A 16,851-nucleotide genomic window follows, 5' to 3' on the forward strand; every position below is an offset into this window, starting at 1 on the left:
CCACGCATGGCTAAACACCTCGACCTCGAAGAACAGGAGCAGCTGGACCAGCTGAAGCACTTCTGGAACGCCTACGGCAACCTGATCACCTGGTTGCTGATCGCCGTGTTCGGCAGCATCGCGGCCTGGAACGGCTGGCAGTACTGGCAGCGCCAGCAGGGCCTGCGCGCGTCCGCGCTGTACGAGGAGGTCGAACGCGCCGCCCAGGCCGGCGACCTGGCCCGGCTGCAGCGCGGCTTCGACGACGTGAAGGACAAGTTCGGCGGCACCCTCTATGCCGCCCAGGCCGGCCTGCTGGCGGCCGAGACCTTCTTCGACAAGGGCAACGCGGACGCCTCCAAGGCGGCGCTGGGCTGGGTGGCCGCCGAGTCGGGCAATGCGGGTTACCAGGCGGTGGCGCGCCTGCGGCTGGCGGGCCTGCTCACCGAGGCCAAGGCCTACGACCAGGCCCTGCAGCAGCTGGCCGGCGAGTTCCCGAACGAGTTCGCGCCGCTGGCGGCGGACCGCCGCGGCGACATCTACAACCTCCAGGGCAAGAAGGCCGAGGCACGGGCCGAGTACGCCCGGGCCTACCAGGGCCTGGAGGGCCGCGCCGAGTACCGCCGGCTGGTCGAGGTGAAGCTGGCGTCGCTGGGCGGCGATCCAAAGGCCGCGGAGGCGCCCGCGGCGGCGGCTTCCGGAACGGCCAAACCATGAGCCGGGCGGCGGTACCGGCCCGCACCGGCGCGGGACGCGCGGCGCTCCTGGCGCTGGCCCTGGCAGGCAGCCTGCTGGCCGGCTGCTCCGCGCTGCCTTCGTTCCTGGGCGGCGGCCCCGAGCGGCCCAAGCCGGCCGAGCTGGGGCCCAACCCGGGCCTGATCGGCGTGCGCCAGGCCTGGTCCGCCCGCATCGGCAAGGTCGAGTTCCCCCTGTCGGTCCAGGTCCAGGGCACCACCTTGTGGGTGGCCGGCAGCGACGGCGCCGTGGCCGCGCTGGACGCCGCCAGCGGGCGTGAGCTGTGGCGCGGCAGCGCCGGCGGTGCATTGGCGGCGGGCGTCGGCAGCGACGGCAGCGTCACGGCCGTGGTCACGCGCGAGAACGACCTGGTGGCGCTGGGCGAGGGCGGCCAGCCGCTGTGGCGCCAGAAGCTCGTCGCCCAGGCCTACACCGCCCCCTTCGTCGCCGGCGGCCGGGTGTTCGTGCTGGCCGCGGACCGCACCGTGTCGGCCTTCGACGGCCAGACCGGCCGTCGCCTCTGGAGCCAGCAGCGCCCGGGTGAGCCCCTGGTGCTGCGCCAGGGCGGCGTGCTGCTGGCCGTGGGCGATACCCTGCTGGCCGGCCAGGCCGGCCGGCTGGCCGCGCTGAACCCGGGCAACGGCAGCATCCGCTGGGAGGCGCCCATCGCCACGCCGCGCGGCACCAACGACGTGGAACGGCTGGTGGACCTGGTCGGGCGCGTCAGCCGAGTCGGCAGCAGCGTCTGCGCCCGGGCGTTCCAGGCGGCGGTGGGCTGCGTGGACGCGAACCGCGGCACCGTGGCCTGGACCAAGCCGGCCAATGGCGCCGACGGGGTGCACGGCGACGAGCGCCAGGTGTTCGGCAGCGAGAGCGACGGCCGCGTCGTCGCCTGGCGCCGCAGCGACGGCGAGCGCACCTGGGTCAACGACAAGCTGACGTACCGCGGCCTGACGGCGCCGCTGCTGGTGGGCCGCTCGGTCGCCGTGGGCGACAGCACGGGCCTGGTGCACCTGCTGTCGCGCGAGGACGGCAGCCTGCTCACCCGCCTGTCCACCGACGGCTCGGCCATCGCGGCGGCGCCCGTGCTGGCCGGCAACACCCTGGTCGTGGTGACGCGCAACGGCGGCGTCTTCGGCTTCGTTCCTGAATGAACATGGGCCCCCACGCTCTCCGCTGCGCGTGGTCGCTGCCCCCCGAGGGGGCCTTCGCGCCTTGGGGCGGCCCGGCGGCGCTCAAGCGTCGCGCCGGCTGATACTGCTTCCCATGAAACCGGTCATGGCCCTGGTGGGCCGCCCCAACGTCGGCAAGTCCACGCTGTTCAACCGGCTGACCAAGTCGCGCGACGCCATCGTGGCCGACTTCGCCGGCCTGACGCGCGACCGCCACTACGGCAACGCCAGGCAGGGCCGGCACGAGTTCATCGTCATCGACACCGGCGGCTTCGAGCCCACGGCCGAGGGCGGCATCTACATGGAGATGGCCAAGCAGACGCGCCAGGCGGTCGCCGAGGCCGACGTGGTGGTGTTCGTGGTCGACGCGCGCGGCGGGTTGTCGGCACAGGACCATGACATCGCCGGCTACCTGCGCAAGCTGGGCAAGCCCACGGTGCTGGCGGCCAACAAGGCCGAGGGCATGCAGGAGGGTGCCCAGCTGGCCGAGTTCTACGAGCTCGGCCTGGGCGAGGTGCTGCCGGTCTCGGCCGCGCACGGGCAGGGCATCCGCAGCCTGGTCGACACCGCCCTCGGGCTGCTGCAGCTGCCCGAGCCCGGCGAGGAAGGCGAGGCCGGGCCGGACGGCACCATCAAGCTGGCCGTGGCCGGCCGGCCCAACGTCGGCAAGTCCACCCTCATCAACACCTGGCTGGGCGAGGAGCGCCTGGTCGCCTTCGACCTGCCCGGCACCACCCGCGACGCGATCTCCGTGCCGTTCGAGCGCGCCGGGCAGAAGTTCGAGCTGATCGACACCGCCGGCCTGCGCCGCAAGGGCCGGGTGTTCGAGGCGATCGAGAAGTTCTCGGTGGTCAAGACGCTGCAGGCGATCGAATCGGCCAACGTCGTGCTGCTGCTGCTGGACGCGACCCAGGGCGTGACCGACCAGGACGCGCACATCGCGGGCTACATCCTGGAGAGCGGCCGGGCGGTGGTGCTCGCGGTCAACAAGTGGGACGCGGTGGACGACTACCAGCGCGAGCAACTGCAGCGGCAGATCGAGTCGCGGCTGGCCTTCCTGAAGTTCGCCAAGCTGCATTTCATCTCGGCCAGGAAGCGACAGGGCCTGGGTCCGGTGTGGCAGTCCATCGCCGAGGCCCACAGGTCGGCCACGGTCAAGATGCCCACCCCGGTGTTGACGCGCCTGCTGCTGGAGGCGGTGCAGTTCCAGTCGCCCAAGCGCGCCGGCATGTTCCGCCCCAAGCTGCGCTACGCGCACCAGGGCGGCATGAATCCCCCCGTGATCGTGGTGCACGGCAATTCGCTGGAGCACGTGACCGACGCGTACAAGCGCTTCCTGGAAGGGCGCTTCCGCAAGGAATTCAACCTCGTCGGCACCCCGCTGCGCATCGAGATGAAGACCTCGAAGAACCCCTACGCGGACAAGGAATAGGGCAGGGATCGCGCGCGGAGTCGGGCGGGCCCTTGAAGAAGCAAAACCCGCGCCCATGTGGGGTGCTGTCGGTGGCGGACTACTTGCACAGCCGTTACCCTGTGGTAATGTGCAGCTTCCAAAAAACTTCGCAACACGGAGAATATCGTGAGCAACAAAGGGCAACTACTACAAGACCCCTTCCTCAATACCCTGCGTCGCGAGCATGTGCCGGTGTCGATCTACCTGGTCAACGGCATCAAGTTGCAGGGGCAGATAGAGTCCTTCGACCAGTACGTCGTGCTCCTGCGCAACACCGTGACGCAAATGGTCTACAAGCACGCCATCTCCACCATCGTTCCCGGGCGCGCCGTGAATTTCTCCACGGCCGAAAGCAACGAAGCTTCCGCAGCCTGACGGCGCCGGCCTGGCGCCGGACGCGGCACCCGGGTTGTTCCATCCTTCGATGAACCCGGGCTCCCAGATTGTCTGAAACTCCGCAAACACAACGTCCCGCCGCCTCCGCCATCCTGGTCGGGGTCGACCTGGGCCATCCCCATTTCGATGCCGAGCTCGAGGAGCTCGGCCTGCTCGCGCAGACCGCCGGCCTGGAGCCGGTGGCGCGGGTGACCTGCAAGCGCAAGGCGCCCGACGCGGCGCTGTTCATCGGCAGCGGCAAGGCCGACGAGATCAAGCTGCTGGCCGAGCAGGCCGGCGCCAGCGAGGTGCTGTTCGACCAGTCGCTCAGCCCCGCGCAGCAACGTAACCTGGAACGGCACCTGGGCCTGCCGGTCAATGACCGCACCCTGCTGATCCTGGAGATCTTCGCCCAGCGTGCCCGCAGCCACGAAGGCAAGCTGCAGGTGGAACTGGCGCGCCTGCAGTACGTCAGCACCCGCCTGGTGCGGCGCTGGTCCCACCTGGAGCGCCAGACCGGCGGCGCCGGCGTGCGCGGCGGCCCGGGCGAGAAGCAGATCGAACTGGACCGCCGCATGATCGGCGAGGCCATCAAGCGCACGCGCGAGCGGCTGGAGAAGGTGAAGAAGCAGCGCCACACCCAGCGCCGCCAGCGCGAGCGCCAGGGAGCCTTCAACATCTCCCTGGTCGGCTACACCAACGCCGGCAAGTCCACGCTGTTCAACAGCCTGGTCAAGGCGCGCGCCTACGCGGCCGACCAGCTGTTCGCCACGCTGGACACCACCACCCGCCAGCTGTACCTGGGCCCGAATCCCGACGATCCGCAGGGCGGCGGCCGTTCGGTCTCGCTGTCCGACACGGTGGGCTTCATCCGCGACCTGCCGCACGGCCTGATCGACGCGTTCGAGGCCACGCTGCAGGAGGCGGCCGATGCCGACCTGCTGCTGCACGTGGTGGACGCGGCCAATCCCAACCACCCGGAGCAGATCGCCGAGGTGCAGCGCGTGCTGCGCGAGATCGGCGCCGACCAGGTGCCGCAGCTGCTGGTGTTCAACAAGGTGGACGCGCTGGATGCCGGCCAGCACCCGCGCCAGGCCGAGGATGTGTTCGAGCTGGAGGGCACGCCGGTGCCGCGCCTGTTCGTCAGCGGCCGCAGCGGCCACGGCCTGCCGGCGCTGCGCTCGCGTCTGGCCGAGGCCGCGGCCGGCGCCCGCGGCGCCGCTTTGGCCCTGCCGGGCGACCCGGAAATGCAGGGAACGGTCGCCTGATTGGGCACAATCCGGCCCAGCTACAAATGAGATCCAAGCGCATGAACCTCCACTTTCCGGGCCTGCGGCCTGCCGGGCTATGGGGCCGTCTCAGGGGCATGTTCAACCTGAACGACCCCCGCTGGGGCCGTGGCGAGGACACCAAGTCCGAGAACAACCGGCCCGACGGCGGTCCGCCCAAGGGACCCAACCAGGGCCCGCCCGACCTGGATGAGCTGTGGCGCGATTTCAACCGCAAGCTGGGCGGCCTGTTCGGCGGCGGCCGGGGCCGCCGCGGCGGCGACAACGGCTTCGGCGGGGGCGGCAACTTCCAGCCCGACATGAAGAGCGCCGGCATAGGCGCCGGCTTGATCGCGGCCGTGGTGGTGCTGATCTGGCTGGGCACCGGCTTCTTCATCGTCCAGGAAGGCCAGCAGGCGGTGATCACCCAGTTCGGCCGCTACAAGGAGACGGTCGGCGCGGGCTTCAACTGGCGCCTGCCGTACCCGATCCAGCGGCACGAGCTGGTCACCGTGACCCAGGTGCGCTCGGTGGACATCGGCCGCGACACCATCATCCGGGCCACCGGCCTGCGCGAGTCGGCCATGCTGACGCAGGACGAGAACATCGTGGAGATCAAGTTCGCCGTGCAGTACCGGCTGAACGACGCCCGCGCCTGGCTGTTCGAGAGCCGCAACCCGGCCGAGACCGTGGTGCAGGCAGCCGAGACCGCGGTGCGCGAGGTGGTGGGCAACATGCGCATGGATGCCGCCCTGGGCGAAGAGCGCGACCAGATCGGCCCGCGCGTGCGCAAGCTGATGCAGACCATCCTGGACCGCTACGGGGTGGGCGTGGAGGTGCTGGGCATCAACCTGCAGCAGGGTGGGGTGCGCCCGCCCGAGCAGGTGCAGGCCGCCTTCGACGACGTGCTCAGGGCCGGCCAGGAGCGCGAGCGGGCCAAGAACGAGGCCCAGGCCTATGCCAATGACGTGATCCCGCGCGCCGTGGGCGCCGCCTCGCGCCTGACGGAGGAGGCCCAGGGCTACAAGGCGCGCATCGTGGCCCAGGCCCAGGGTGACGCGCAGCGCTTCCGCTCGGTGCTGGCCGAGTACCAGCGCGCCCCCCAGGTCACGCGCGACCGCATGTACCTGGAAACCATGCAGCAGATCTACAGCAACGTCACCAAGGTGCTGGTCGACTCGCGCCAGGGCTCCAACCTGCTGTACCTGCCGCTGGACAAGATCATGCAGCAGGTGGCCCAGGGCGGCACCGCCGCCGAGGCCACGCCCGCGCCCGGCAGCCCGCCTTCCTCCTCCGTCCCGTCCAGCGCCGCGCCGCCGGTAGGTGACGTGCGCAACCGCGACAACGCCCGCGGCCGCGACCGCGAGTCGCGCTGAGCCCGGAGCACAGAACATGAACAAGATCGGATTCATCGTCACCGGCGTCCTGGTGGCGCTCGCGCTGCTCAGCTCCACGCTGTTCGTGGTCGACCAGCGCCAGTTCGGCGTGGTCTACGCGCTCGGGCAGATCAAGGACGTGATCACCGAGCCCGGGCTGCACTTCAAGCTGCCGCCCCCGTTCCAGAACGTGTCGTACATCGACAAGCGCCTGCTCTCGCTGGACAGCAACGACACCGAGCCCATGCTCACGGCGGAGAAGCAGCGCCTGGTGATCGACTGGTTCGTGCGCTGGCGCATCATCAACCCCTCGCAGTACATCCGCGCCGTGGGCCTGAACGAGGCCGCCGGCGCGGCCCAGCTCAGCCGCGAGGTGCGTGACGCCTTCCAGCAGGAGATCAGCAAGCGCACCGTGCGCGAGCTGCTCTCGACCCGGCGCGACCAGCTGATGAACGACGTGCGCCAGAGCGTGCAGCAGGAGGTCAAGGCGCGCAACTGGGGCATCGAGATCGTGGACGTGCGCATGACCCGCGCCGACTATTCCGAGTCCATCACCGAGTCCGTGTACCGCCGCATGCAGGCCGAGCGCCAGCGCGTGGCCAACGAGCTGCGCTCGACCGGCGCGGCCGAGGGCGAGAAGATCCGCGCCGACGCCGACCGCCAGCGCGAGGTGACGCTGGCCAATGCCTACCGCGACGCGCAGAAGGTGCGCGGCGAGGGCGACGCGCAGGCCGCGGCCGCCTACGCGGACGCTTTTGGCCGTGATCCGCAGTTCGCCCAGTTCTACCGCAGCCTGGAGGCCTACAGGGCCAGCTTCAACAAGAAGGGCGACGTGATGGTGCTGGACCCGGACGGCACGGAGTTCTTCCGCACCTACCGCGGCGCCGGCTCGCTGGCGCCCGGCATCACGCCCTCGCAGCCGCCGCGCCGCTGAGCCGCGCGCCGTGGACAGCGACGTCCTGTGGGCGGCCCTCGCCCTGGTGCTGGTGTTCGAGGGCCTGTTCCCCTTCATCTCGCCCGGCGGCTGGCGCCGCACCTTCCAGAAGCTGCTGGCGCTGCAGGACGGGCAGCTGCGCTTCTTCGGCCTGTGCAGCGTGATGCTGGGCCTGCTGCTGCTCTGGCTGACCTCGTGAGGGCGGCCGGTGGGCGGCCGGTAAAATACCGTTTTTAACAGCGTCCCTTTTCCATGTCCGCCTGGGTCCTGCCGGATCACATCGCCGATGTGTTGCCTTCCGAGGCCCGGCACATCGAAGAACTGCGCCGCCTGCTGCTCGACACCGCCCGCGGCTACGGCTGCGAGCAGGTGATGCCGCCGCTGCTGGAGCACCTGGAGTCGCTGCTCACCGGCACCGGCGAGGCGCTGGACCTGCAGACCTTCAAGCTGGTGGACCAGCTGTCCGGCCGCATGATGGGCCTGCGGGCGGACACCACGCCGCAGGTGGCGCGCATCGATGCGCACCTGCTCAATCGCCGCGGCGTCACCCGCCTGTGCTACTGCGGACCGGTGCTGCACACCCGCCCGGGCCGGCCGCACGCCACGCGCGAGCCGCTGCAGTTCGGCGCCGAGATCTATGGCCATGCCGGCCTGGAGGCCGACCTGGAGGCATTGACGCTGGCGCTGGACTGCCTGCGCGCCACCCGCGTGGCCGACCTCACCGTGGACCTGGCGGACGCGCGCATCGTGCGCGCGCTGCTGGCCGGGGTGCCGCTGGACGCGGCCGCCTTGGCGCGCGTGCACGCGGCACTGGCGGCCAAGGACGCGAGCGAGCTGGCGGCGTTGACCCGCGGCATCCCCGCCGCCTCGCGCGAGGGCCTGGCGGCGTTGCTGTCGCTGTACGGTGACCAGGGCGTGCTGGACGAGGCCGAAAAGTGCCTGCCGCCCGCGCCCTTGCTGCGCGAGGCGCTCGCCAACCTGAGGTGGCTGGCCAGCCAGGTGGAAGGCGCGCGCATCAGCTTCGACCTGGCCGACCTGCGCGGCTACGCCTACTACAGCGGCGCGCGTTTCGCGGTCTACACGCCCGGCGCCAGCGACGCGCTGGTGCGCGGCGGCCGCTACGACGAGGTGGGAGCCGTGTTCGGCCGCAACCGCCCCGCCGTGGGTTTCAGCCTGGACCTCAAGGAACTGGTCGGCGTGGTCGCCAAGCCCGCGCTCAAGGCCGCGATCCGGGCGCCCTGGGGCGAGGACGCCGGCCTGCGCGCCGCGATCGCCGAGCTGCGCCGGAGTGGCGAAACGGTGGTGTGCGTGCTGCCCGGCCACGAGAGCGAGGTGGACGAGTTCCACTGCGACCGCGAGCTCGCCCGCCAGGGCGGCGGCTGGGCCGTGCGCCCCCTCTGATCCATCTCTCTCCAACCGGGATTTCTCTGCGATGAACAAGACATCAGGCCGCAACGTGGTCGTGGTCGGCACCCAGTGGGGTGACGAGGGCAAAGGCAAGCTGGTCGACTGGCTGACCGAGAGCGCCCAGGGCGTGGTGCGCTTCCAGGGCGGCCACAACGCCGGTCATACGCTGGTGATCAACGGCGTGAAGACCGCGCTGCACCTCATCCCCAGCGGCATCATGCGCCCGGGCGTCAGGTGCTACATCGGCAACGGCGTGGTGCTGTCGGCCGCCAAGCTGTTCGAGGAGATTGAGGGCCTGGAGAAGGCCGGCGTGGAGGTGCGCTCGCGCCTGCGCATCAGCGAGGCCTGCCCGCTGATCCTGCCCTTCCATGCCGCGCTGGACATCGCGCGCGAGCAGCTGCGCGAGAAGGGCGGCAGCGAGAAGATCGGCACCACCGGCCGCGGCATCGGCCCGGCCTACGAGGACAAGATCGCCCGCCGCGCGCTGCGCGTGCAGGACCTGCGGCACCCGCAGCGCTTCGCCGACAAGCTCAAGACCCTGCTGGAGCTGCACAACCACGTGCTGACCACCTTCCTGCACGCGCCGGCCGTCGACTACCAGCAGACGCTGGACGAGGCCCTCAAGCTGGGCGAGCGGCTCAAGCCCATGATGGCCGACGTCTCGCGCGAGCTGAACGAGGCGCACCTGCGCGGCGACAACCTGCTGTTCGAGGGCGCCCAGGGCACGCTGCTGGACGTGGACCACGGCACCTATCCCTACGTCACCTCCAGCAACTGCGTGGCGGGCAACGCGGCGGCGGGCGCCGGCGTGGGGCCGGGCCTGCTGCACTACGTGCTGGGCATCACCAAGGCCTATTGCACGCGCGTGGGCGGCGGCCCCTTCCCGACCGAGCTGGACTGGGAAAAGCCCGGCACCGTCGGCTACCACCTGTCGACCGTCGGCGCGGAAAAGGGCGTGACCACGGGCCGCTCGCGCCGCTGCGGCTGGTTCGACGCCGCGCTGCTCAAGCGCAGCGCCCAGGTCAACGGCCTGTCGGGCCTGTGCATCACCAAGCTGGACGTGCTGGACGGCATCCAGGAACTGCAGCTGTGCACCGGCTACGAGCTGGATGGCGAGCACACCGACATCCTGCCGCTGGGCGCCGACGAGATCGCGCGCTGCAAGCCGGTGTACGAGCAGCTTCCCGGCTGGAGCGAGAGCACGGTGGGCGTGACGCAGTACGAGCGGCTTCCGGTCAACGCGCGGCTGTACCTGCAGCGCATCGAGCAGGTCACCGGCGTGCCCATCGCCATGATCTCCACCAGCCCGGACCGCGACCACACCATCATGATGCGTCACCCCTACCTGGCGGATTGAGGAACTGAAACCACAAGAGGAGCAGTTGAGATGTTGACGGAAGACGGCAAGCACCTGTACGTGAGTTACGACGAGTACCACAACCTCATCGAGAAGCTGGCGATCAAGGTGCACCAGTCGGGCTGGCAGTTCGACACCATCCTGTGCCTGGCGCGCGGCGGCATGCGGCCGGGGGACATCCTCTCGCGCATCTTCGACAAGCCGCTGGCCATCATGTCCACCAGCTCCTACCGCGCCGATGCGGGCACGGTGCAGGGCCACCTGGACATCGCGCGCTTCATCACCACCCCCAAGGGCGAGATCGCCGGTCGCGTGCTGCTGGTGGACGACCTGGCCGACTCCGGGCACACGCTGCACAAGGTGGTGGACCTGCTCAGGACCAGCTACAAGCCCATCACCGAGCTGCGCAGCGCCGTGATCTGGACCAAGGGCATGTCCAGCTTCACGCCGGACTACTCGGTGGAGTTCCTGCCAACCAATCCCTGGATCCACCAGCCCTTCGAGGGCTACGACAGCATGGGGCCGGAGAAGCTGCTGGCCAAGTGGAAGATCTGAGTACCGCCCGCGGTTCCGCCCGACTCAGCGGCAGGCGCGCCAGGGTCCGCGGTCCAGGTGCAGGTGGTCGCGGTGGGCGGCGTTGTAGTCGGGCCCCAGCACCGCGTCGAAGAACCTGCATGCCCCGGCGTGGGCCTCGCGCAGGAAGGCAGCTTCCGCGCCCTCGGCCGACCAGTCCCGCAGCACGCTGATGCGCCGGCCGTCGGCCAGCACGAAGCCGGCCACGTCCAGGGCGTCGGCCGTCGCGTGCTGGCTGCGCCGCCCGGCCGTCGCGTGGTTCACGTTGCGGCAGGCGTAGCTGCCGAAGTGCTCCAGCCGCACCACGCGCGCCGGCAGCAAGGCGGCCGCCGGCTGCAGCACGTGCCGCTCCCACAGGGCCAGCGACACCGCCGCGGGGCATGAGAGCACGAAGGCCGGCCCGACATGCATTTGCGTGCGTTCGATGCGCACCGCGTTGGCCAGGCCGCAGCGCTCGCCGGTGACGCGGTCGGGCACGGGCGCCCAGCGCATCTGGGCCGTGCCCAGCACCTGGAGGCACAGGGCCGGCTCGCGGCCGAGCCTGCCCAGCTTGTGCCGCGTCAGCCAATGCGGCTCCTCCTCGATGCGCAGGGGCGCCCAGGGGTTCCAGCGGTCCGGCAGCTGCCACGAGCCCGTCCACAGCGCGTAGCCTGCCGCGGCCGGCAAGACCAGCAGCGCGGCGGCGAACAGCTTTGCGATCATCCGGCGATTCTGCGAAGACTCTGGCTACCATGGGGCGCATGAGCGACCCTGTTACCCACCTCCTTCACCACCCGTACCAGCCGCCCGCGGGCTTCGCCGCGCCGCAGCCGGGCGTGTTCAAGGCCTCCACCGTCATCTTCCCCAACGTCGCGGCCATGCGGGCGCGCGACTGGAAGCACAAGCACGGCTACACCTACGGCCTGCACGGCACGCCCACCACCTTCCTGCTGGAAGAGCGCATCGCGGCGCTGGAGGGTGGGGCGCAGTGCGTGCTGGTGCCCAGCGGCCTGGCGGCCGTCGCCAACGTCGACCTGGCGCTGCTCAAGACGGGCGACGAGGTCCTGATCCCGGCCAACGCCTACGGCCCGTCCAAGGCGCTGGCCGAAGGCGAGCTGGCGAACTGGGGCATCACGCACCAGCTGTACGACCCCATGGACCCGGCCGACCTGGCGGCGCGCCTGGGCCCTCGCACGCGCCTGGTCTGGCTGGAAGCGCCCGGCTCGGTCACCATGGAGTTCCCCCCATTGGCGCAATTGGCCCATGCCTGCCGGCAGCGTGGCGTGACCACCGCGCTGGACAACACCTGGGGCGCCGGCCTGGCTTTCAACGGCTTCGATCTCGCGACGCCCGGCAGCGGCGCCGACATCGTGGTGCAGGCGCTGACCAAGTACCCCAGCGGCGGCGGCGACGTGCTGATGGGCAGCATCGTCACCCGTGACGAGGCGCTGCACCTGCAGCTCAAGCTGACCCACATGCGCCTGGGCTGGGGCGTGGGCGCCAACGACGCCGAGGCGGTGCTGCGTTCCCTGCCCAGCATCGCGCTGCGCTACCAGGCCCACGACCGTGCGGCTCGGGTGTTGGCGCGCTGGCTGCAGGCGCGGCCCGAGGTGGCACGGGTGCTGCATCCGGCACTGGAGGGCTCGCCGGGCCATGAGCACTGGCGGGCGCTGTGCACGGACCCGGGGCAGGGCGGCGGGGGGCGGGCGGCCGGCCTGTTCTCCGTGGTCTTCCATGAGCGCTACCGCATGGCGCAGGTCGACGCCTTTTGCGACCGGCTGCGGCTGTTCAAGCTGGGCTACTCCTGGGGGGGACCGGTCAGCCTGGTCGTGCCCTACGACATGCCCGGCATGCGACGGCACTGGCCGCACCGCGGCACGCTGGTGAGGTTCTCGGTCGGGCTGGAGGCGGCGGCCGACCTGCAGGCCGACCTGGCGCAGGCTCTGGACGCCCTGGCCAAGACATAATACCTCTCATGAACGCCGAAACCCCCGCCAGCCTGCGCCGCGGCCGCTCCCTGACGGCCGACCTGGTCCAGGCCCTGGGCGACCGGGTGCGGGACGGCCGCTGGCCTGCGGGCGCGCGCCTGCCCAAGGAGGCGGACCTGATGTCCGAGTTCGGCGTCAGCCGCACCGTGGTGCGCGAGGCCATGTCCCGGCTGCAGGCCGCGGGCGTGGTCGACATCCGGCACGGCGTGGGCACCTTCGTCCTGGGCTACGGCGACCCGGGCAGCTTCCGCATCGCGCCCGAGCAGCTGGGCACGCTGCAGGACGTGATCGCGGTGCTGGAGCTGCGCATCGCGCTGGAGACCGAGAGCGCAGGGCTGGCGGCGCAGCGCCGCACCGTAGAGAACCTGGCGGCGATCCGCTCCGCGCTGGATGCGTTCACCGGCGCAGTGGACGCGGGACGCGACGCCGTTGGGCCGGACTTCCAGTTCCATCTGGAGATCGCCCGCGCCACGCAGAACCGGCACTTCGGCGACCTCATGGGCACCCTGGGCGGCATGATGATCCCGCGCGCCCGGCTGGAATCCAGCGAGCCCCTGACGCCCGAGCGCGCGCAGTACCTGCGGCGTGTCAATGCCGAGCACGAGAGCATCTACGACGCCATCGACCGGCAGGACGCGGAGGGCGCACGGGCCGCAATGCGCACGCACCTGGCCAACAGCCGCGAACGGCGCCGCCGCGCGGCGCTGGCCTGAGTCACAACAAAACACAAACAGGGGTAGAGACCATGAGGTACGATGTCCTATCTCTTGGAAATTAAACGCATGACCCCGAACGAACTCAAGCAAGCGCTGTCCAGCGGCTTGCTGTCCTTCCCGCTGACCGACTTCGACGCCCAGCTGCGCTTCCATGCCCGTGGCTACGCCGACCGGCTGGAGTGGCTGATGCCCTACGGCGCCACGGTCCTGTTCGCTGCCGGCGGCACCGGCGAATTCTTCTCGCTCGAGCCGCAGGAATACGGCGCGGTGATCAAGACCGCGGCCGACACCTGCCGCGGCCGGGTGCCCATCATCGGCGGCGCCGGCGGCGGCACCACGCTGGCCATCAGGTACGCGCAGGAGGCCCAGCAGCAGGGCGCCCAGGGCGTGCTGCTGCTGCCCCACTACCTGACCGAGGCCACGCAGGAAGGACTGGTCGCCCACGTCGAAGCCGTGTGCAAGAGCCTGAAGATCGGCGTGATCGTCTACAACCGCGGCGCCACCCGCCTGTCGGCCGACTCCCTGGCCCGCCTGGCCGAGCGCTGCACCAACCTGATCGGCTTCAAGGACGGGCTGGGCGACATCGAGCGCATCGTCTCCATCCGTCAGAAGCTGGGCGACCGCTTCGTCTACGTGGGCGGCATGCCCACGCACGAGGTCTATGCCCATGCCTACAAGGCACTGGGCGTGCCGGTGTATTCCTCCGCCGTCTTCAACTTCATCCCGCGCACGGCCATCGAGTTCTACAACGCCTACGCCAGCGGCGACACCGCGACCACCGGCCGCCTGCTGGACGAGTTCTTCCTGCCCTACCTGGCCATCCGCAACAAGGGCGAGGGCTATGCCGTTTCCATCGTCAAGGCGGGAGCCACGGCGGTCGGCCGCAGCGCCGGGCCGGTGCGCCCGCCGCTGTCGGAGCTCAAGCCGTCGGAAGCCGAGGAGCTGGCCGCGCTGATCCGCAAGCTCGGCCCGCAGTAAGTCTGTTCATCCAAGGAGACACCATGAAAAAAAACCTGCTCGGCCTGGCGCTGGCCCTGGCCGCCACCGTGAACGCCCTGGCCGCCTACCCCGAGAAGCCGGTGACGGTGGTGGTGCCGTTCCCGCCGGGCGGCTCCACCGACAACATCGCGCGCGTGCTCTCGCAGAAGCTGCAGGAGTCGCTGGGCGGCTCGTTCATCATCGACAACAAGCCGGGCGCCACCGGCACCATAGGCGCCGCCTTCGTCAAGCGCGCGCCCGCGGACGGCTATACGCTGTTCGTGTCGTCCCTGGGCCCCTTTGTGATCGCCCCGCACCTGATCAAGGGCGTGCAGTACGACGCGCTGAAGGACTTCGACCCGATCACCGTGGCCGTGCAGGCGCCCAACGTGCTGGTCGTGCCCGCAGCCTCCGCCGACAAGAACCTAGCCGACCTGCTGGCGCACCTCAAGCGCACGTCCGGCAAGGTGAGCTTCGCTTCCTCGGGCAACGGCTCCTCCGACCACCTCTCGGCCGAGCTGTTCTGGCAGCAGACCGGCACCCAGGGCCTGCACATCCCGTACAAGGGCGGCGGCCCCGCCATCAACGACCTGCTGGGTGCCCAGGTGGACGCGGCCTTCGTCAACATCAACAGCATCATCCAGCACGTCAAGGCGGGCAAGGTGCGGGCCCTGGCCATCTCCTCCGAGAAGCGCTCCCCGCTGCTGCCGGAGGTGCCCACGCTGGCAGAGCAGGGCGTCAAGGGCGCGGAGGTCCAGTCCTGGCAGGCGGTCGCGGCCCCCAGGGGCCTGCCGGCCGACGTCAAGGCCAGGCTGCACGGCGCCATCGTCGCCGCGCTTGGCGACCCGGTCGTCAAGGACAAGCTGCTGGCGCAGGGTTTCGAGATCGTGGCCAACACGCCCGAGCAGTTCGCCCGCTTCCAGGCCGCCGAGTACGCGCGCTGGAAGCAGCTGATCGAGGCTCGCAAGATCACCGCAGACTGAAGGCGGGCAGCGCGGCCATGAATGCCAGTCCCCGCTGGATCCGCATGCACGAGGCGGACAACGTGGCCATCGTCGCCAATGACGGCGGCCTGGAGGCGGGCGCCTCCTTCCCCGGCGGCCTCACCCTGCGCGAGCGCGTTCCGCAGGGCCACAAGGTGGCGCTGGTCGACCTGCCGGCCGGCGGCGAGGTGCGCCGCTACAACGTCGCGATCGGCCGCGCGCTGCGGGACATCCCGGCGGGCAGCTGGGTGCACGAGCGCCTGCTGGCCATGCCGGCGGCCGCCGACCTGGCGCAGCTGCCCGCTGCGCGCGCCCGTGCCGAACCGCCGCCGCCCCTGGAGGGCTACACCTTCCAGGGCTACCGCAATGCCGACGGCTCGGTGGGTACCCGCAACCTGCTGGCCATCACGCAGACGGTGCAGTGCGTGGCCGGCGTCGCGCGCATCGCGGCCGAGCGCATCCGCGCCGAGTTGCTGCCGCGCTACCCCAACGTGGACGGCGTGGTGGCGCTGGAGCACAGCTACGGCTGCGGCGTGGCGATCGATGCGCCCGAGGCGGCCATCCCGATCCGCACCTTGCGCAACATCAGCCTCAACCCGAACTTCGGCGGTGAGGTGCTGCTGGTGAGCCTGGGTTGCGAGAAGCTGCAGCCGGACCGGTTGCTGCCGCCGGGCGTGATCCCCCTCGTGGCCGACGCCGGACCGCAGCCGCTGGACATGGTCCGGCTCCAGGACGACAGGCACGTCGGCTTCCAGTCGATGGTCGACGCCGTGGTGCGCCAGGCCGTGCCGCACCTGGAGCGGCTGCAGGCGCGCCGGCGCGAGACCGTCCCGGCCGGCGAGCTGGTGGTGGGCGTGCAGTGCGGCGGCAGCGATGCCTTCTCCGGCGTCACCGCCAATCCGGCGGTGGGCTACTGCACCGACCTGCTGGTGCGTGCCGGCGCCACCGTGATGTTCTCGGAAACCACCGAGGTGCGCGACGCCGTCGACCAGCTGACCTCGCGCGCCGCTTCGCCCGAGGTGGCCGAGGCGATCAAGCGCGAGATGGCCTGGTACGACGCCTACCTCGAGCGCGGCCGTGTCGACCGCAGCGCCAACACCACGCCCGGCAACAAGGCCGGCGGCCTGTCCAACATCGTCGAGAAGGCGATGGGCTCCATCATCAAGTCCGGCAGCGCGCCGATCTCCGGCGTGCTGCCGCCCGGCGAGAAGCTGAAGCCGGGCCAGCGCGGCCTGTTCTACGCCGCCACGCCCGCCAGCGACTTCATCTGCGGCACGCTGCAATTGGCCGCCGGCATGAACCTGCACGTGTTCACCACCGGGCGCGGCACGCCCTACGGCCTGGCCGAGGTCCCCGTGATCAAGGTGGGCACGCGCACCGAGCTGGCCCGCCGCTGGCACGACCTGATCGACCTGAACGCCGGCCGCGTCGCCGACGGCGAGTGCAGCGCCCCGGAGATGGGCTGGGCTCTGTTCCGCCTGATGCTCGAGGTCGCCAGCGGCCGGCAGCGCACCTGGGCCGAGCGCTGGAAGCTGCACAACCAGCTGGTCCTGTTCAACCCCGCCCCCGTGACCTGAT

17 protein-coding genes are annotated in these 16,851 nt (G+C 70.7%); 16 read left to right on the plus strand and 1 reads right to left on the minus strand.

Annotated features, from left to right (window positions below; all coding sequences use genetic code 11):
- Window positions 1–6 precede the first annotated feature (6 nt).
- From RTA_RS09725 to RTA_RS09775, 11 genes are all read left to right on the plus strand, one after another.
- Window positions 7–696 (plus strand): YfgM family protein, encoded by a 690-nt coding sequence (locus RTA_RS09725; RefSeq protein ID WP_013901219.1) that lies wholly within the window; start codon window positions 7–9, stop codon window positions 694–696.
- Window positions 693–1,868, plus strand: coding sequence for an outer membrane protein assembly factor BamB (gene bamB / locus RTA_RS09730; RefSeq protein ID WP_013901220.1), 1,176 nt, complete (start codon window positions 693–695; stop codon window positions 1,866–1,868). Before RTA_RS09725 ends, bamB begins: the two co-directional genes overlap by 4 nt.
- A 112-nt stretch (window positions 1,869–1,980) precedes the next feature.
- Window positions 1,981–3,318 carry a ribosome biogenesis GTPase Der gene (der, locus tag RTA_RS09735; protein WP_041675282.1) on the plus strand — a complete coding sequence of 446 codons (1,338 nt, stop codon included), beginning with the start codon at window positions 1,981–1,983 and terminating at the stop codon, window positions 3,316–3,318.
- Window positions 3,319–3,465: 147 nt separating this feature from the next.
- Window positions 3,466–3,714 (plus strand): RNA chaperone Hfq, encoded by a 249-nt coding sequence (gene hfq, locus RTA_RS09740; protein WP_013901222.1) that lies wholly within the window; start codon window positions 3,466–3,468, stop codon window positions 3,712–3,714.
- Window positions 3,715–3,782: 68 nt separating this feature from the next.
- Complete coding sequence (gene hflX / locus RTA_RS09745) at window positions 3,783–4,982, plus strand: GTPase HflX (protein ID WP_013901223.1); 1,200 nt, start codon at window positions 3,783–3,785, stop codon at window positions 4,980–4,982.
- Between the two features lie 41 nt (window positions 4,983–5,023).
- Window positions 5,024–6,358: an FtsH protease activity modulator HflK gene (gene hflK, locus RTA_RS09750; protein WP_041675284.1), complete on the plus strand. Its 1,335-nt coding sequence runs from the start codon at window positions 5,024–5,026 to the stop codon at window positions 6,356–6,358.
- 16 nt (window positions 6,359–6,374) lie between these two features.
- The gene (gene hflC / locus RTA_RS09755) at window positions 6,375–7,292 is read left to right on the plus strand and encodes a protease modulator HflC (RefSeq protein ID WP_013901225.1); all 918 of its coding nucleotides are present in this window, start codon (window positions 6,375–6,377) and stop codon (window positions 7,290–7,292) included.
- Window positions 7,293–7,302: 10 nt separating this feature from the next.
- Window positions 7,303–7,491, plus strand: a complete 189-nt coding sequence (locus RTA_RS09760; RefSeq protein ID WP_041675287.1) for a DUF2065 domain-containing protein — start codon at window positions 7,303–7,305, stop codon at window positions 7,489–7,491.
- A gap of 53 nt (window positions 7,492–7,544) precedes the next feature.
- Entirely contained in the window at window positions 7,545–8,693 is a 1,149-nt protein-coding gene (locus RTA_RS09765) for an ATP phosphoribosyltransferase regulatory subunit (protein ID WP_013901227.1), read from the plus strand.
- 31 nt (window positions 8,694–8,724) lie between these two features.
- Window positions 8,725–10,056, plus strand: a complete 1,332-nt coding sequence (locus RTA_RS09770; RefSeq protein WP_013901228.1) for an adenylosuccinate synthase — start codon at window positions 8,725–8,727, stop codon at window positions 10,054–10,056.
- A 30-nt stretch (window positions 10,057–10,086) separates the two neighbouring features.
- Complete coding sequence (locus RTA_RS09775; protein ID WP_013901229.1) at window positions 10,087–10,611, plus strand: phosphoribosyltransferase; 525 nt, start codon at window positions 10,087–10,089, stop codon at window positions 10,609–10,611.
- Window positions 10,612–10,635: 24 nt separating this feature from the next.
- Here RTA_RS09775 and RTA_RS09780 read toward each other — a convergent pair whose 3' ends face one another.
- Entirely contained in the window at window positions 10,636–11,331 is a 696-nt protein-coding gene (locus RTA_RS09780; protein ID WP_013901230.1) for an extensin-like domain-containing protein, read from the minus strand.
- 38 nt (window positions 11,332–11,369) lie between these two features.
- On the opposite strand from RTA_RS09780, the gene RTA_RS09785 reads away from it, so the two are divergent.
- The 5 genes from RTA_RS09785 to garD all read left to right on the plus strand — a co-directional run bounded on the left by RTA_RS09785 (window position 11,370) and on the right by garD (window position 16,850).
- Window positions 11,370–12,575 carry a PLP-dependent transferase gene (locus RTA_RS09785; protein ID WP_013901231.1) on the plus strand — a complete coding sequence of 402 codons (1,206 nt, stop codon included), beginning with the start codon at window positions 11,370–11,372 and terminating at the stop codon, window positions 12,573–12,575.
- 8 nt (window positions 12,576–12,583) lie between these two features.
- On the plus strand, window positions 12,584–13,309 hold the full coding sequence (locus RTA_RS09790) for a FadR/GntR family transcriptional regulator (RefSeq protein ID WP_013901232.1): 726 nt from the start codon (window positions 12,584–12,586) through the stop codon (window positions 13,307–13,309).
- A gap of 69 nt (window positions 13,310–13,378) precedes the next feature.
- A complete protein-coding gene (gene kdgD / locus RTA_RS09795; protein ID WP_041675289.1) occupies window positions 13,379–14,290 on the plus strand; it encodes a 5-dehydro-4-deoxyglucarate dehydratase in 912 nt (303 codons plus the stop codon).
- 23 nt (window positions 14,291–14,313) lie between these two features.
- Window positions 14,314–15,273 carry a Bug family tripartite tricarboxylate transporter substrate binding protein gene (locus tag RTA_RS09800; RefSeq protein WP_013901234.1) on the plus strand — a complete coding sequence of 320 codons (960 nt, stop codon included), beginning with the start codon at window positions 14,314–14,316 and terminating at the stop codon, window positions 15,271–15,273.
- 17 nt (window positions 15,274–15,290) lie between these two features.
- Complete coding sequence (gene garD, locus RTA_RS09805) at window positions 15,291–16,850, plus strand: galactarate dehydratase (RefSeq protein ID WP_013901235.1); 1,560 nt, start codon at window positions 15,291–15,293, stop codon at window positions 16,848–16,850.
- Window position 16,851 lies beyond the last annotated feature (1 nt).

The sequence above is a fragment of the Ramlibacter tataouinensis TTB310 genome, from assembly GCF_000215705.1.
Lineage (GTDB): Bacteria > Pseudomonadota > Gammaproteobacteria > Burkholderiales > Burkholderiaceae_C > Ramlibacter > Ramlibacter tataouinensis.

What these genes read in the sequence shown, in the direction of transcription:
- RTA_RS09725 (WP_013901219.1), top strand. Translation starts at nt 7, where the DNA reads ATGGCTAAACACCTCGACCTCGAAGAACAGGAGCAGCTGGACCAGCTG.
- bamB (WP_013901220.1), top strand. Translation starts at nt 693, where the DNA reads ATGAGCCGGGCGGCGGTACCGGCCCGCACCGGCGCGGGACGCGCGGCG.
- der (WP_041675282.1), top strand. Translation starts at nt 1,981, where the DNA reads ATGAAACCGGTCATGGCCCTGGTGGGCCGCCCCAACGTCGGCAAGTCC.
- hflK (WP_041675284.1), top strand. Translation starts at nt 5,024, where the DNA reads ATGAACCTCCACTTTCCGGGCCTGCGGCCTGCCGGGCTATGGGGCCGT.
- hflC (WP_013901225.1), top strand. Translation starts at nt 6,375, where the DNA reads ATGAACAAGATCGGATTCATCGTCACCGGCGTCCTGGTGGCGCTCGCG.
- RTA_RS09765 (WP_013901227.1), top strand. Translation starts at nt 7,545, where the DNA reads ATGTCCGCCTGGGTCCTGCCGGATCACATCGCCGATGTGTTGCCTTCC.
- RTA_RS09770 (WP_013901228.1), top strand. Translation starts at nt 8,725, where the DNA reads ATGAACAAGACATCAGGCCGCAACGTGGTCGTGGTCGGCACCCAGTGG.
- RTA_RS09775 (WP_013901229.1), top strand. Translation starts at nt 10,087, where the DNA reads ATGTTGACGGAAGACGGCAAGCACCTGTACGTGAGTTACGACGAGTAC.
- RTA_RS09780 (WP_013901230.1), bottom strand. Translation starts at nt 11,331, where the DNA reads ATGATCGCAAAGCTGTTCGCCGCCGCGCTGCTGGTCTTGCCGGCCGCG.
- RTA_RS09785 (WP_013901231.1), top strand. Translation starts at nt 11,370, where the DNA reads ATGAGCGACCCTGTTACCCACCTCCTTCACCACCCGTACCAGCCGCCC.
- RTA_RS09790 (WP_013901232.1), top strand. Translation starts at nt 12,584, where the DNA reads ATGAACGCCGAAACCCCCGCCAGCCTGCGCCGCGGCCGCTCCCTGACG.
- kdgD (WP_041675289.1), top strand. Translation starts at nt 13,379, where the DNA reads ATGACCCCGAACGAACTCAAGCAAGCGCTGTCCAGCGGCTTGCTGTCC.
- RTA_RS09800 (WP_013901234.1), top strand. Translation starts at nt 14,314, where the DNA reads ATGAAAAAAAACCTGCTCGGCCTGGCGCTGGCCCTGGCCGCCACCGTG.
- garD (WP_013901235.1), top strand. Translation starts at nt 15,291, where the DNA reads ATGAATGCCAGTCCCCGCTGGATCCGCATGCACGAGGCGGACAACGTG.